We start from the raw sequence: 15,249 nt of genomic DNA, 5'->3' as shown, positions 1-15,249 counted from the left end.
CCTTTACTTGACGCGACGGTCGCGAATAATCATCTTAGTCGTACGCTTATTGGTACGTGTCTTGTACCCTTTAGCTTTTTGACCCCATGGGCTTACAGGTTGAATACCTTTATTACGCCCTTCACCACCACCGTGCGGGTGATCAACTGGGTTCATCGCCATACCACGTACGGTAGGACGAACACCACGCCAGCGCGCAGCACCAGCTTTACCCAATGAACGAAGGTTGTTTTCTTGGTTAGAAACTTCACCAATTACAGCGCGGCATTCAACATGAATTTTACGCATTTCGCCTGAACGAAGACGAACAATCGCGTAAGAACCATCACGACCCAACAACTGAACAGAAGCACCAGCAGAACGCGCTAATTGCGCACCCTTACCAATTTTAAGTTCAACGTTATGAAGTGTAGAACCGATCGGCATGTTACGAAGTGGCAAGCAGTTACCTGGACGAATTGGAGCATCGTTACCAGATTGTACTTTATCGCCAGCACGTAAGCCTTTAGGTGCAATGATATAACGACGCTCACCATCAGCATATTTCAACAAAGCAATATGTGCTGTACGGTTAGGATCGTATTCAATGCGCTCTACAACAGCTGGAATGCTGTCTTTGTTACGCTTAAAGTCAACGATACGATAGTGTTGCTTATGACCACCACCAACGTGACGAGTTGTAATGTGACCGTTATTATTACGACCACCAGTACGTTTTTTTGCTTCAACCAACGGTGAGTAAGGCGCGCCTTTGTGAAGGTGATCATGAACCACTTTCTCTACAAAGCGACGTCCTGGAGACGTTGGCTTACATTTTTGAATCGGCATAATTTTCGTCCTTATTCCGCTGCGCTTTCAGCGGTATCGCCCAAGTCAGCCATTTCAACATCTTGGCCGGCTTTCAGGGTGACGTATGCTTTTTTAACATCAGAACGACGTCCTAATGTTTTACCAAAGCGCTTAGTTTTACCTTTAGTAATAGTAGTGTTAACTTTAACAACTTCTACACCAAAAAGTTTTTCAACTGCTTTTTTGACTTCAAGTTTAGTAGCATTGATATCTACTTTAAATACTTGAACGCCAACAGTATCACCTAAAACTTGTGCCTTTTCTGAGAAGACTGGTCCTTTAAGGACTTGATAGATACGTTCGTTGTTCATCCGAGTTCTACCTCAATTTTCTTAGCAGCAGCTACAGACATCACAACTTTATCAAACGCGATCAAGCTTACAGGATCGATTGCAGTTGCATCCACCACATCTACATGTGGAAGGTTGCGTGCTGCAAGATATAAGTTCTCATCTACAGCTTCAGTAACGATCAATGCACGAGCGGCATTTAAATCGCCAAGCTTAGCAAGCAATTCTTTAGTTTTTGGAGCTGTAATAGCAAACTCTTCAACTAATACAAGACGATCTTGGCGAACAAGTTCAGCTAAGATACATTGCATTGCACCGCGGTACATTTTGCGGTTTACTTTTTGAGACCAATCTTGTGGACGAGCAGCAAAAGTTTTACCGCCACCAACCCAGATAGGGCTACGAGTAGAACCCGCACGAGCACGACCAGTACCTTTTTGACGGAATGGTTTTTTACCACCGCCAGAAACGTCTGCACGTGACTTCTGAGCACGAGTACCTTGACGACCACCTGCTAAGTAAGCAGTAACAACTTGGTGTACAAGAGCTTCGTTAAATTCACGTCCGAAAGCAACTTCAGACAATTCAACAGCAGAGCCGGAAACAGTTTTCAAATTCACGGTATTTCCCCTCAGGCCTTGATGGTAGGACGTACAATCACGTCACCGCCAGTTGAACCAGGAATTGCACCTTTAACAACTAAAACAGAACGTTCAGCGTCAATAGATACGATTTCAAGACCTTGTACTGTTACGCGTTCATCACCTAAGTGACCAGCCATTTTTTTGCCTTTGAACACGCGACCAGGAGTTTGGTTTTGACCTGTAGAACCTAATACACGGTGAGAAACTGAGTTACCGTGAGTAGCGTCTTGGGTACGGAAGTTCCAACGTTTAACACCACCTTGGAAACCTTTACCTTTTGATTGACCAGTTACGTCAACTACTTGACCAACTGTGAACAAATCAACACCAATAGTACCGCCAACTTCACGACCTTCAAGCTCAGCTTCAGTAACACGGAACTCTTTAACTAAACGACCAGCAGCAACACCAGCTTTCGCAAAGTGGCCCTTCTGAGCGTTAGTTACGCGAGATTCGCGACGTTCACCAGTAGTTACTTGAACTGCTTGATAACCATCAGTTTCAAGTGTTTTGATTTGCGTAATGCGGTTTGGATCGACTTCGATGACTGTAACAGGTACAGAAACACCTGCATCTGTAAAGATGCGAGTCATACCACATTTGCGACCGACTAAACCAATAGCCATGTGCATAAACCTCTAAAAAAGCGGCCTAATTAACTTGAAAGTTAATCAACCGAAAGCCTTAACCCAAAGCGATCTGAACATCAACACCAGCCGCAAGATCTAATTTCATCAATGCATCAACAGTTTTATCTGTAGGTTGAACGATATCGATCAAACGTTTATAGGTGCGGATTTCGTACTGGTCACGCGCATCTTTGTTAACGTGCGGTGAAGTAAGAACGTTGAAGCGTTCGATGCGAGTAGGCATCGGAATTGGACCACAAACTTGTGCGCCAGTACGCTTAGCGGTTTCTACGATCTCTTGAGCAGATTGATCAATCAGACGATGATCAAAAGACTTCAAACGGATACGAATTCTCTGGTTAGACATACCAGTAAACTCCAAGCCAAACATATAAAGAATCACCCTTGACGCATCTCACCTATCGGTAAGTGTCAAAGGCAGTGAAAATCACTAAGGTCATGATCGATGCCACGACTGTAATGCACATTTACCACTTTCTTCGCAGCAAATGCCCCTCCTTTTGAGGGTCGCCCATTATAACGATTGTTTAAGTCTTATGCAATTCTCTTTTTCTATTTTCTCTATAAAACCTGCTTTAACCGAGCATTCAAAGTTCATCTAGGCATTTATTACAAATTCAATCGCTTTATTGAGGAGTTGATTACCTTGCTCAAATTTTTGTGCTTCTGAATACTGTAGTTCATTGGTAGATTGAACATATTCTCCTTCTCCATCAAAAACAGACAATTTTTCTTCATCTTCAAGGAGTAGTGCTAAAGTTGCTGGTGTCATCTCCGGATGGAACTGAAAACCCAACACATTTTTTCCAATCTGATACATTTGATTGCGACAAGCTTGACTTTCAGCTAAGTGTATAGCGCCTTTAGGTATTTCAAATGTCTCACTATGCCACTGCATAACCTTTATCTTTTCAGGTAACGGAAAGCTTTCTTGAGGTAAATTTGCCACCCTCTGAACCGTTGACCATCCAAGTTCCTGATAGCGATTACGGCTCACCGCGGCCCCTAACGCATTAGCAATTAACTGCCCGCCCAAACAAAGACCAATAGCCGGCTTTCCTGCTGCTAAATAACGGCGTAACCACCTTTTCTCTATCTTTAGCCATGGAAAATTTGCCTCATCATTTACACTCATGGTTCCACCCATGACCAATAATAAATCAACCTCTTCGATTCTGGGCAAGGCTTCTATTTCAAGTGATCGATCAACTGGAAGTGCAAAAAACTCCGTAGAGCTAATGGTGGCGTGGTGGGCTTTTAAAAATGAGTAACAACTTCCAAATCCCTCACCCGCGATATGTTGAAAATAGTGAACACGTAAATGCGACTTCATGCGCTTAAACCTATTGTTGTTAGAATGTTGTAGTGGTCTTTGCAAAAATAAAGCCAAGTTTTTATTTTATGGGTCTACTGTAACGAAACGTCTTATAAAACTTCGTAAATCTAGCGAAGAATATAAATTTCTCTTAATCTAACTTTATTATCTAAAATGCAACGCACTATGAAAAAGCATAACGACTTCCAGACTCGCCTCATTCATGCACAAAGAAAGGCTCCGCAATTTATCGAAACAGTGCAACCACCCTTATTTCGTGCATCAACTATTATTTTTAAATCAACTTCGCACCTTTTTGATCGCCATTGGACTGACCCTTATGACTATAGCTATGGGACGCATGGTACCCCCACAACCTTCACCTTAGGTGACAATATTGCGCAAATTGAAGGTGGATTGCGTTGTTTGCTTGCACCGAGTGGTTTATCAGCAATTAATGTTGTGAACTCAGCATTTTTAAGCACGAATGATGAAGTATGGGTACCAGACAACATTTATGGACCAAACCTTGAGCATTTAAATCATCTGCAAAATCAATATGGCGTTATTGTCAAAGTGTACAATCCTATTGACGCTTCAAGCTTTCAACCAACCGAAAGAAGCAAACTATTGTGGTTAGAGGCAGCAGGCTCAGTTACTCTAGAATTTCCTGATCTTAAGAGTCTAGTCAAAAAAGCCAAAAAACACGGTGTATTAACAGCCCTAGATAACACTTGGGGAGCTGGGTTAGCATTTAATGCTTTTGATTTTTCTGATGAACATCTATCAGTCGACTTAACCGTCCATGCACTCACCAAATATCCGAGCGGTGGCGGTGACATATTAATGGGCAGCATTGTAACTCGTGATGAGAAACTTCATCATCGCCTGTTCCGTACACATGCCATTTTAGGTATTGCAGTCTCTGGAGACGATGCAGCTCAAGTCCAACGTAGTCTGGCTCATATGTCTTTACGTTATAAACAACAGTCAACCAATGCTCAAACTTTACTTAAATGGCTAAAAGGCCAACCTCAATTTTCACAAGTTCTACACCCAAGTGATGAGAGCGCCCCAGGCCACCAATATTGGCAAGAGATCTGCGCAAGCGGTCAAAGTGCTGGCTTAGTCAGTGTTATTTTTAAACCGGATTATGACATTACAGCAGTACGTCGTTTCTGCGATGCATTAGAGTTATTTAAACTTGGTTTTAGCTGGGGGGGACCAGTTAGTCTAATCATGCTATATGATTTAAAAATGATGCGAAAACTTGAGAATACACATTTACAACAAGGATTATTGGTTCGCTTCTGTATAGGACTAGAAGATCCGCAAGATTTAATTCAAGATATCGAAAATGCACTGAAACAGCTGTAAAACGACAACATTATAGTGGCTCGAACCAAAGGATAAAAATATATGGGTACACCGATTGTTATTGCTAAAAATATTAATGACACATCAAAAGAAATTGTTTTGCTTTCCCAGTTTGCCAATCGTCATGGACTAATTGCAGGTGCTACAGGTACAGGTAAAACAGTTACCTTGAAAGTTTTAGCAGAGAGTTTTTCTCGAATTGGCGTTCCTGTATTTCTTGCCGATGCAAAAGGTGATGTTTCAAGCCTTGCAAAAGCAGGCGAAGCTTCTGATAAGTTTAATGAACGACTCAAGCTTTTGCAGATTGATAGCGTTCCTTTCGCAGCAAATCCTGTCGTTTTTTGGGATTTGTTCGGCCAACAAGGCCATCCTATTCGTACCACCATTTCTGAGATTGGGCCAATTTTATTGGCTCGTATGCTCAATTTAAATGATACACAAGAGGGTGTGCTCTCTGCTGTATTCCGTATTGCAGATGACCAAGGTTTACTTTTAGTCGACTTTAAAGATTTAAAAGCCATGATCACTTTTGTCAGTGAACATGCAGCCGAGTTCAAAGCCGAATATGGCAATTTATCTCCAGCAAGCCTAGGTGCTATTCAGCGCAATTTGCTGGCTCTTGCCGATCAAGGCGGAGAGCAGTTTTTTGGCGAACCTGCTTTAAATATTTTAGATTTCATTCAAACCGATGCAAATGGACATGGCTACATTAATATTCTTGCTGCTGACAAGCTCATGAATACACCTAAGCTATATGCCACTTTCCTTTTATGGATGCTTTCAGAACTATTTGAACAGCTTCCAGAAGTGGGTGATTTAGACAAACCCAAACTTGTGTTTTTCTTTGATGAAGCTCACTTGTTGTTTGACAATGCCAGCCAAGCACTTCAAGACAAAATTGAACAAGTTGTTCGTTTAATTCGTTCTAAAGGTGTGGGTATCTATTTTATTACTCAAAACCCACTTGATTTACCTGAAAGTGTTCTGGGTCAACTTGGTAATCGCGTTCAACATGCCCTACGCGCATTTACCCCTAAAGATCAGAAAGCGGTAAAAACCGCAGCAGATACTTTCCGAGCCAATCCAAACTTTAAAGTTGATGAAGCGATTACTGAACTTGGTGTTGGTGAAGCACTCATTAGCTGCCTAGATGAGCAAGGTACTCCACAAATTGTAGAACGTGGCTGGGTGATGCCGCCTTACTCTTCATTTACCCCAATTACACCAGAAGAGCGAAAGAACATTATTGCTCAAAGTATTGTTGCTGGCATTTACGAACAGGCTGTAGATCGTGATAGCGCCTATGAAATGCTACAAAATAAAGTCGCTGAACGAGAACAGCAACAACAAAGTGCTGAACTTGCTAAACAGCAGGAAAAAGAGCAAGAAACTTTAGCAAAACAGCAAGCAAAGGAACAAGAGCGCTTGGCACGCGAACAATTAAAAGAAGAAGAACGAGCTGCACGTGAACGAGCTAAGCTTACGCAAGATATTGTTGGTACTTTTGCAAAAAGTGCGGCACGAAGTTTGGGCGGGAGTACAGGTCAAAAATTAGTGAGAGGTCTGCTTGGTTCACTATTTGGCAAATAACTTTCTTAACTATATATCACTTTTAAATTAGGGAATTTTATATTCCCTAATTTTTTTATGGTTTTTCTCGAAAAGCTATTGCCATTACTTTTTTAAAGATGTATTTTAAATACATCTTATATAGCCAGATAAATAAGGTCTAGCCATGACTCCACAACAAATTGAACTTGTTAAATCTACTGTACCGGTTTTACGTGAACACGGTGTTACGCTGACCACCTACTTTTATAAGCGTATGCTTAATAACAATCCCGAATTAAAAAATGTTTTTAACTTAGATGACCAAACGAGCTTACGTCAGCCGCGTGCGCTTGCAGCTGCAGTTCTTGCTTATGCAGAAAATATTGAGAACCCTACTGTTCTAGCCAAAGCTGTTGAACGTATCACTACTAAACATGTGAGCTTGGATATTCAACCTGATCAATATGCAATTGTTGGTGACAACCTACTTCATTCAATTAGTGAAGTACTCAATGTTCCATTTGAATCAGAGCTTATCGAAGCGTGGAAGCAAGCTTATCTACAATTAGCAGATATCTTGATTGGCGTTGAAAAACAAAAATATGAGCAACTTGAGAGCTTAAAAGGTGGATGGGCAGGCTGGCGCTCATTTGAAATTACACAAATCGATCCTCTTGAATCTGGTAAACGTTTCACCTTAAAAGCAACTGACCATGAAGAAGTACTAACCAGTCCTGCAAATGCTTTTATTTCTGTTAAAGTGCAAGTTCCAAATGAGCAGCTTGAACAACCTAAAGCATTTAAATTTACAGAAGCTCAAGAAAACAACTCATATCATTTTGAAGTTCAACCTGAAGAAAACCATACTGAATTTTCAGTTTCAAACATCTTGCTTGAACATTATAGAGTGGGCGATCAAGTACAGGTTTCAGCTCCTTTAACGCTGTAATGTAAAAACCTCTTGCCTGAAAGTTTTCTTATTTAAACTTTCAGGCTAAGATGATCATCCTTTTTCTCTTCCATTTTTGGTGATCATGCAGCTTAATAAATTTACCGATTATGCATTACGAATATTAATGTATGTTGCTCGCCCAAGTGATGCACCCTACACGATTGCAGAAATCGCGAAAGATTTGCATGTTTCACAAAACCATCTGGTTAAAGTTGTTCACTTTATGGGCAAACAAGAATGGATTATTACCATTCGCGGAAAAGGCGGTGGAATTCGCTTAAATCCAGATGCACTTAACTCCAATTTGGGTTCAATTGTTCGAATATTACAAGGTGACAATCAAATCGTTGAGTGCAATACACCACCTTGTGTATTACGCAGTCACTGTGGTTTAAAAGGTATTTTAGATCAAGCTCTAGAGAGCTTTTATCAAAGCCTAGACCAATACACACTCGGAGAAGTTTTGCAGCAATCAAAATCTGCTCCTGCTAACTCCCCTATTGCCTTTTTAGAAATCTAACTTCTATTGATTTTCATAAGTTGATTTATTGAAAATTAGCAAGAATACCCAAGCTCCTTTATACTAGGCGCGAGCCCTCTCATTTAAAAAGTTATTTTTTATGCGTCGTAGTGAAAAATCGAAAGACACCAAAGCCAGACTCGCACCCAAGCAAAAGATCAGCTATGAAAAAGCACCAGATCCAGCGATCACAGCCTATGCTGTGCAATCTCTAAACTGGTTACGCCAAGCTGAGTTTCTAATGAGTGCACCGAAATTGGCACTTTGTGTTGAAGATAGTGGCTACGAAATTGCTTTTGCAGGACGCTCAAATGCTGGTAAGTCTAGCGCGATTAATGCATTAACTAATCAGAAACAACTTGCCCGTGCTTCTAAAAAGCCTGGCCGTACTCAGATGATTAACTTCTTTAGTCTAGGTAACCCCGATCAGCGTTTAGTCGACCTTCCAGGTTACGGTTATGCAGCTGTACCTGAAGATATGAAAAAGGTGTGGCAAAAGGAATTAGAAAACTATCTAATTCACCGTAAAAGCTTACAAGGCTTAGTCTTACTTATGGATATTCGCCATCCTCTACAGCATTTTGACATGATGATGCTAGAGTGGGCTTATTCGCGTCATCTATTTGTTCATATACTCTTAACGAAAGCAGACAAACTTAATCGTGGTCCTGCAAATAAAGTATTGCTTGAAGTTAAACAACAACTTAAAAAAATGAAGCTTGATTTTTCCATTCAGCTTTTCTCTTCACTTAACAAATTAGGTTTGGAAGAACTTGCAAGTGTCATGGGTGGACGTCTACATTTTACGCTTGATCAACAGCCAGAATTTGATGTCGATTCAATCCCTGAAGCGACAGATGAAGATGCTGAAAGCTAAATTATCCTCACAGATACAATTTTTTCATTAAATTTATATTCAATTGTCCCCTATTGCTAAACACAAATGTAGGGGCTTTTTTTATACTCGTTATAACTTCATCGAGTTAAAAATCAGGACTAAATGATGAAATTGTTATCTTTTTTGAAGAACAAGGCTTTAGGTTCTTCTATTGATTATAAAATTCTTCCACGTAAAGTGAAATTTGACTGGAAAGAAACCCCTGTCGACTGGATTCCTAATCAGCCTTTCGCAAGTTATTTTATTAATGAAATTAATAATATCTTGCCTGCTGGAGAGTTCTGGTTTTGCCGTTTGTATAATAAGGTCTTACCGCAAATCACAGATGAAAAACTTAAACAGGATGTACAGGCATTTATCCGTCAGGAAGCTATGCATGCCAATGCACACACCTCTGCAAACAAAGAGTATTTAAGCGTCCGTAATATTGATATCCAGAGAAATCTGGACATTATGAACTATTTATTTACGACAGCTTTAGCAGATAAACCTTTTGATAAAGAAGTTCCAAATTTTTTACAAGGTCAGTGGGATTTATTCCGCTTAGGCGTTGTTGCCACTGTTGAACATATGACCTGCGTGTTAGGTAAATATGCGCTATATAACAAGCGTTGGGAAGAATTAGGTGCCGACTCTGAAATGGTCGATCTGGTTAAATGGCATGGTTCAGAAGAAATTGAACACCGTACTGTAGCATTTGATTTATATCGTCATCTTGGTGGTGGCTATATTCCACGCTACTATTTAAGCCTTGCCGTGATTGTGCTGGTACTTGGTTTATGGGTAGACGGCGCTGCACACATCATGAAACAAGATCCACGCTTTTCAGATGCCGCTAAATCTAGATTTTTCCCAGTATGGGTCGCTTTAGAATGGTACAAAATTAGCCGAAAAGATAATCAGGTTCTACCAAACCCAATCTGGCTAATTGCCCAACAAATTGATTACCTCATGCCTTGGTATGATCCGGTCAAAGAAGGTAGCACTGAAGATGCCGTTAGCTATTTATCGCAATCTCCAGCAGCAAAAAGAGCAGAACTTCAAGCTGCTTAAAATAAAAAAAGCAGGATTTTAAATCCTGCTTTTTTTATTTCGAGATATTAGACACTGATATCTTTATCTTTCGTATAACGATCTACAACAACACTAATCATCATGTCACCCTGCACATTTACCACCGTTCTTACTGTATCTAGTAAGCGGTCAATCGGCAGTAGAATGGCAATTGCCTCGGCTGGTAAACCCACCGACTGTAAAACCATAATCATAGTTACCATGCCAGCACTTGGGATTCCAGGTGCACCAAGTGATGCGATCATTGCCGTTAAACACACGATAATTTGCTGTGTCAGGTTTAAATCTAGTCCTACCAAATTTGCGACAAACAGTGCAGCTGCCGCCTCATATAAAGCAGTACCATCCATATTAAGCTGAGTGCCAAGTGGGATAACAAATCCCGCTGTTTGAGGGCGAACGCCTAAGTTTTCTTGTGCACACTTCATGCTAAGCGGCATCGTCGCAGAGCTAGAACTCGTTGCAAATGCTGTAATTAACGCTGTACGTGTTCCTTTGAAAAAAGTCCAAGGGCTCATGCGACCAAAGATCCAGAGCAGTAGTGGTAAAACAACAGCGCCATGAAAAATGGTTGTACCTGTTACAACGACCGCAAACTCAGCCAAACGACTTAATACTGAAATGTCTTCGGTTGCCATTAGCTTTGCTAATAAAGCAAAAATACCCAATGGCGCTAGCTTCATTACCCAGCCAACGAGCATCATCATCATTTCAAAAAACTGGTGACTCAATAGACGAATACTTTTGAAACGCTCTCCACCCTGCACTAAAGCCACGCCAACAAATAAGGCAAAGACCACAACGGCCAATACGTTACCATCACTAAACGCTTTAAATGGGTTGATTAAAGTATTTTGAATAAAATTAGTGAAAAAACTTGCAGGATTTAAGCTATCTGGTGCTTGATAGTTTTGCATGGATGTCTGGAAAATAGAAATATCTATGCCACGCCCAACCTCAAACAAATGAGCACAACTAATACCTAGAATTAGGGCTAAAGTTGTTGTGGTTAAACAGCATAAAAATGTGATTTTCCAGACTGGCCCTAACTGTCCGCCTGCTTGTAGATTTGATACCCCCACAACAATCGAACTAAAAATTAAAGGCACCAAAAGCATTTTAAGAAGCCCAATAAAAACACTACTTAATATTCCAAGCCCATATAAACTATGCTTTACAAAAGCTGTATCTGGATACATGGTGAGTAGGAAACCAAAGGCTAAACCTAATATGGCGGCAATCAGAATTTGTGTATTTAAGTTCATATCAGCATTATTTTTTTCAGTTGGCATACCTGTTTACAATATGACATGAGGTTGCTTTTCATTCGAGCAATTTTTTGTCACATCGTTCCCATTAAAAATAAAAAAGCCATCTGATTAGATGGCTCTGTTAAGAGGTCTATTGGGTTTCAATTTCCCGCAAACGAATTAAACCCTCTTGTACAGTACTGCATACAAGTTGGCCATTTTGCCACATGCGACCGAAATTTAGACCTCTTGAAGCCGCACTCACCGTGGCTTCCATGTCATAAAGCATCCATTCATCTGCACGCAGCGGACGGTGGAAATAAATTGCATGATCAATACTTGCACATTGCAAACTTGGAGAAATATAACTCAACCCATGCGGTCTTAAAGCCGTTGTCATTAAGGTAAAGTCTGAATAAAACGCAACAATCGCTTGATGTAAGGCAATATCATCTAATTGTTTTGGAATACGGTCATGCGTGCGAATATAATGCGCATTATAGGGAGCTTCTGGTTGCGGTTGAAATGGATTTACCGGATCAATTGGGCGAATTTCTACATGACGCTCACGCATGAAACTAGCACGAACATTTTCAGGAACAAAATTTAAAATACCCTGTTTCAGCTCATTTTCAGATTTAAGCGTTTCTGGTGCAGGATACTCAGGTTCTTGATGTTGGTAATTCAAACCTTCTTCTGGATTAGCAAAAGAAACCATCGCTGAAAAGATTATTCGACCATGCTGAATCGCACGAACTTGACGACTTACAAAACTCTTCCCATCTCGTAAACGGTCTACTTCATAGATAATTGGGGCATTAATATCGCCGCCATACAAAAAATATGCATGCAAAGAATGCGCTGGACGATCAGTTGTATAAGATGCTGCGCGTAAAGCCTGACCCAAAACTTGTCCACCAAAGACACGTTTACCGACAAGATTACGGCTCATGCCACGGTAAATATTTTCTTCTAGCTTTTCTAAAGTGAGAAGCTCGACTAGTTCTTGGGTTAACGCATTCATGAGAGATACCTTCATATTTCAGGTAAAAAATCGTATTAAAGGACAGATGTGTAGAATCTATTGTGCCATAAAAAACTATTTGAACATGGAACAATCAGTCAACTTCTGACGAACATTGCTTATATAACAGCTAAAAATACGATTTTTAACGATAAAATATGCCAAAAGCATTATAATTTATAAGCTATTAGCATATTGTTTTTTTCAATAAATGCCTCAAAATAATTACCCTCCGCATTTGGTGCTGGGATTTGTCTTTAAGAAGTAGGAGTTCTTATGTCCAAGAGTGGGTTTGGTCAAATGTATCGTCGGCTTTCGAGTAAGCTACTTGACCTCGTGGTAACACCACATGTTCTTGGGGAAGTTCCTACTGAACCAGTATCAGAAACAACAGAAGCAAAGACTGACCGCCAGAAAGTGGTGTGCTATGTCTTACAAAACCACTCTCGAAGCAATGCTTTGGTAGTTGATGGGGAAACGCGTCGTTTAAATTTAAAACCTGCGTTAGACCCATTAGTTGTTGGGAGTCATCAGGAAAAAGCATCAGTTTTATTTTTACAGCACAATGATGAAAATAATTTACTGAATCCTCCTCCTCATGCTTTTCCACCACGCTTATTAAAACTGATTGAAGTCTTACAAGAAAATCCTGAACTTGATATAGAGCTTGTTCCGGTTACTGTTTTATGGGGCCGCTCACCAGATAAAGAAGACTCTTGGTTTAAGCTCTTATTTTCAGACACATGGGCTACACCAAGCACCGTTAAGCAATTGGTCAACATTGGCTTACATGGCCGCCAATCTTATTTAGAGTTTCATGAGCCACAATCATTACGTGAACTAGTTGAATACGCTCAACAGCATTATCCAAATCTTTCGCCAGCCACTTATATTGTAAGTACGTTAAATGATTACTTAGATCGTCAGCGTGAAGTGGTCTTAGGCCCCGATTTATCGGATCGCCGTAATGTCATGCAGTCGGTTGTGAAATCTCGTGATGTTCAAGAAGCAATCCGCCGTGAAAGTATTCGCGGGAAAGTCAGTATGCTCGAAGCTGAACGTCGTGCGATTGGTTATGTAAATGAAATCGTATCGGATTATTCACACTCAGCAGTCCGCTTTGCCGATCTTGCTTTAACGCGCTTATGGACCCAGCTTTATGACGGCGTAGATGTGCATAACTTCAGTACCGTTCGTGAACTGGCAAAAGATTATGAAGTGGTTTACACGCCTTGCCACCGCAGCCATATTGACTACTTATTATTGTCTTATGTGATTTATCGACGTGGCCTTATGGTTCCGTATATTGCTGCGGGTGATAACCTAAACTTGCCTTTCGTTGGTCAGCTTTTACGTGGTGGTGGCGCCTTCTTTATTCGCCGCTCTTTCCGCGGCAATGGCCTTTATACAACAGTATTTAAAGAATATTTATATAGTATTTTGTCACGTAACACGCCACTTGAGTACTTTATTGAAGGTGGACGTTCGCGTACAGGGCGTCTATTACCGCCTAAGACTGGCATGCTTGCTATGACGGTTCATAGTCATTTACGTGGTCGTACAAAGCCAATTGTCTTTGTCCCAACTTACATTGGCTATGAACGCCTGATGGAAGGCTCGACCTACGTAGGCGAAATGCAAGGTAAACCGAAAGAAGCTGAATCAATTTTTGGTATTGTGAAAACCTTACGAAAAATTGAACGTATTTTCGGTAAAGTCCACGTGAACTTTGGTGAACCTGTTTTCCTTGATGATCTGCTTAAACAACATAATGCAGAAAACGTTTTTATCGAGAAAAATGACGACCCAATTCCTCAAGCGGTTTCAGATGCAGTAAATAGCTCTGCACATGCAATTTTAGAAAACATTAACCGAGCTGTGGTGATTAACCCTGTCTCTTTACTTTCTATTATTTTGCTTGCAACTCCAAAGCATACGCTGGATGAAGAAATTTGTATTAAGCAGCTTGAAGCTTATCGCAATCTAGCATCGAACTTCCCATATGACCAACGTATGGAAGTTACCCCCCTTTCTGGTAAAGAAATCATTGCTTATGGTTTAAAGCTTAAACTCATTAAACGAGTTCAGCATGCACTCGGCGATATTATTGCGATTGAAGATAACCAAGCTGTTCTTCTGACCTATTTCCGTAATAACATTTTGCACGCCTTTGTCTTACCTTCATTGGTTGCATCACTTGTTGAACACAATGGAAAAATCAGCCGTTCAGATTTAACCAATGTTATCTACACCCTGTATCCATTCTTGAAAGCAGAGTTATTCCTTAAATGGAAGAGTAGCGAACTTAAAGAACAAATTGAGCAATATGCAAATGCATTGGTTCAATCAAACCTTATTCAGCAAGATGATGAAGGTAACTTGATTAGCTCTGCACCAAACACTGAAGAGCATAATCAGCTTGTTGTTTTAGCTACGCCTGTTAAGCAAAGTCTTGAGCGTTACTACATGACGCTTGCGCTCATTACTCAACGTGGTTCAGGTAATATTTCTGCTAAACAGGTTGAAGAATTAAGTCATTTACTCGGACAACGCTTGTCAGTTCTATATGAATTTAATTCGCCAGAGTTCTTCGACAAAGCTTTATTCCAAAGCTTCTTAAAAGTACTTACACAGCAGAATTACATTCGCACCAATGACCAAGGTCAAATCGAGTTTGATGATAATTTCCGTCAAATGGCTGCTGGCGCACAGTTGGTACTTGATGAAGTCACCTTACAAATGTTGCAACACATCACGACCTTTACCGACGAAGAGCTAAAAGATGCACTTGAAGCGATGGCATCTCAACAAGCAAAACGACGTTTAAAGCGTAAAAAATCCTAAGATGTTTACTC

General features: G+C 40.5%; 15 protein-coding genes and 1 pseudogene. 8 read left to right on the top strand and 8 right to left on the bottom strand.

The window, feature by feature from the left end; translation table 11 throughout:
* Positions 1-3 precede the first annotated feature (3 nt).
* From rplB to ACINWC141_RS03570, 6 genes are all read right to left on the bottom strand, one after another.
* Entirely contained in the window at positions 4-828 is an 825-nt protein-coding gene (rplB, locus tag ACINWC141_RS03595) for a 50S ribosomal protein L2 (protein ID WP_004789629.1), read from the bottom strand.
* An 11-nt stretch (positions 829-839) separates the two neighbouring features.
* Positions 840-1,160, bottom strand: a complete 321-nt coding sequence (rplW, locus tag ACINWC141_RS03590; protein WP_003653662.1) for a 50S ribosomal protein L23 — start codon at positions 1,158-1,160, stop codon at positions 840-842.
* Positions 1,157-1,759 carry a 50S ribosomal protein L4 gene (gene rplD, locus ACINWC141_RS03585; RefSeq protein WP_009388017.1) on the bottom strand — a complete coding sequence of 201 codons (603 nt, stop codon included), beginning with the start codon at positions 1,757-1,759 and terminating at the stop codon, positions 1,157-1,159. The genes rplW and rplD overlap by 4 nt, the downstream gene beginning before the upstream one ends.
* A gap of 11 nt (positions 1,760-1,770) precedes the next feature.
* Positions 1,771-2,409, bottom strand: coding sequence for a 50S ribosomal protein L3 (rplC, locus tag ACINWC141_RS03580; protein ID WP_004639526.1), 639 nt, complete (start codon positions 2,407-2,409; stop codon positions 1,771-1,773).
* A 58-nt stretch (positions 2,410-2,467) separates the two neighbouring features.
* Positions 2,468-2,779 carry a 30S ribosomal protein S10 gene (gene rpsJ / locus ACINWC141_RS03575; protein WP_000070912.1) on the bottom strand — a complete coding sequence of 104 codons (312 nt, stop codon included), beginning with the start codon at positions 2,777-2,779 and terminating at the stop codon, positions 2,468-2,470.
* 252 nt (positions 2,780-3,031) lie between these two features.
* Positions 3,032-3,766 carry a type 1 glutamine amidotransferase gene (locus ACINWC141_RS03570; RefSeq protein ID WP_009388015.1) on the bottom strand — a complete coding sequence of 245 codons (735 nt, stop codon included), beginning with the start codon at positions 3,764-3,766 and terminating at the stop codon, positions 3,032-3,034.
* 168 nt (positions 3,767-3,934) lie between these two features.
* Between ACINWC141_RS03570 and ACINWC141_RS03565 the strand changes: the two genes are divergently transcribed.
* The 7 genes and pseudogenes from ACINWC141_RS03565 (at position 3,935) to ACINWC141_RS03540 (ending at position 10,099) form a co-directional block, all read left to right on the top strand.
* Positions 3,935-5,125 (top strand): PLP-dependent transferase, encoded by a 1,191-nt coding sequence (locus ACINWC141_RS03565; protein ID WP_009388007.1) that lies wholly within the window; start codon positions 3,935-3,937, stop codon positions 5,123-5,125.
* Between the two features lie 42 nt (positions 5,126-5,167).
* The gene (locus ACINWC141_RS03560) at positions 5,168-6,715 is read left to right on the top strand and encodes a helicase HerA-like domain-containing protein (RefSeq protein ID WP_009388030.1); all 1,548 of its coding nucleotides are present in this window, start codon (positions 5,168-5,170) and stop codon (positions 6,713-6,715) included.
* Positions 6,716-6,730: 15 nt separating this feature from the next.
* Positions 6,731-6,858 (top strand): annotated as a pseudogene (locus ACINWC141_RS20010) (hypothetical protein).
* A 2-nt stretch (positions 6,859-6,860) separates the two neighbouring features.
* On the top strand, positions 6,861-7,625 hold the full coding sequence (locus ACINWC141_RS03555) for a globin domain-containing protein (RefSeq protein WP_009388021.1): 765 nt from the start codon (positions 6,861-6,863) through the stop codon (positions 7,623-7,625).
* Between the two features lie 85 nt (positions 7,626-7,710).
* On the top strand, positions 7,711-8,148 hold the full coding sequence (locus ACINWC141_RS03550) for an RrF2 family transcriptional regulator (RefSeq protein ID WP_005301222.1): 438 nt from the start codon (positions 7,711-7,713) through the stop codon (positions 8,146-8,148).
* Between the two features lie 100 nt (positions 8,149-8,248).
* Positions 8,249-9,025: a ribosome biogenesis GTP-binding protein YihA/YsxC gene (gene yihA / locus ACINWC141_RS03545; protein ID WP_004789642.1), complete on the top strand. Its 777-nt coding sequence runs from the start codon at positions 8,249-8,251 to the stop codon at positions 9,023-9,025.
* Between the two features lie 123 nt (positions 9,026-9,148).
* Positions 9,149-10,099 (top strand): metal-dependent hydrolase, encoded by a 951-nt coding sequence (locus ACINWC141_RS03540; RefSeq protein WP_081399999.1) that lies wholly within the window; start codon positions 9,149-9,151, stop codon positions 10,097-10,099.
* 47 nt (positions 10,100-10,146) lie between these two features.
* Here the strand turns inward: ACINWC141_RS03540 and ACINWC141_RS03535 are convergent, their stop codons facing one another.
* Together ACINWC141_RS03535 and ACINWC141_RS03530 are read right to left on the bottom strand one after the other, a co-directional pair.
* On the bottom strand, positions 10,147-11,412 hold the full coding sequence (locus ACINWC141_RS03535) for a dicarboxylate/amino acid:cation symporter (protein ID WP_009388008.1): 1,266 nt from the start codon (positions 11,410-11,412) through the stop codon (positions 10,147-10,149).
* 109 nt (positions 11,413-11,521) lie between these two features.
* Positions 11,522-12,394 (bottom strand): acyl-CoA thioesterase, encoded by an 873-nt coding sequence (locus ACINWC141_RS03530; RefSeq protein ID WP_009388043.1) that lies wholly within the window; start codon positions 12,392-12,394, stop codon positions 11,522-11,524.
* A gap of 276 nt (positions 12,395-12,670) precedes the next feature.
* Between ACINWC141_RS03530 and plsB the strand changes: the two genes are divergently transcribed.
* Complete coding sequence (gene plsB / locus ACINWC141_RS03525) at positions 12,671-15,238, top strand: glycerol-3-phosphate 1-O-acyltransferase PlsB (protein ID WP_009387997.1); 2,568 nt, start codon at positions 12,671-12,673, stop codon at positions 15,236-15,238.
* Positions 15,239-15,249: the final 11 nt, after the last annotated feature.

The organism is Acinetobacter sp. WC-141, from assembly GCF_000313935.1.
Taxonomy (GTDB): Bacteria; Pseudomonadota; Gammaproteobacteria; order Pseudomonadales; family Moraxellaceae; genus Acinetobacter.
The sequence above is the reverse complement of the archived record's forward strand: the minus strand, read 5'-3'. Positions and strand labels throughout refer to the sequence as shown.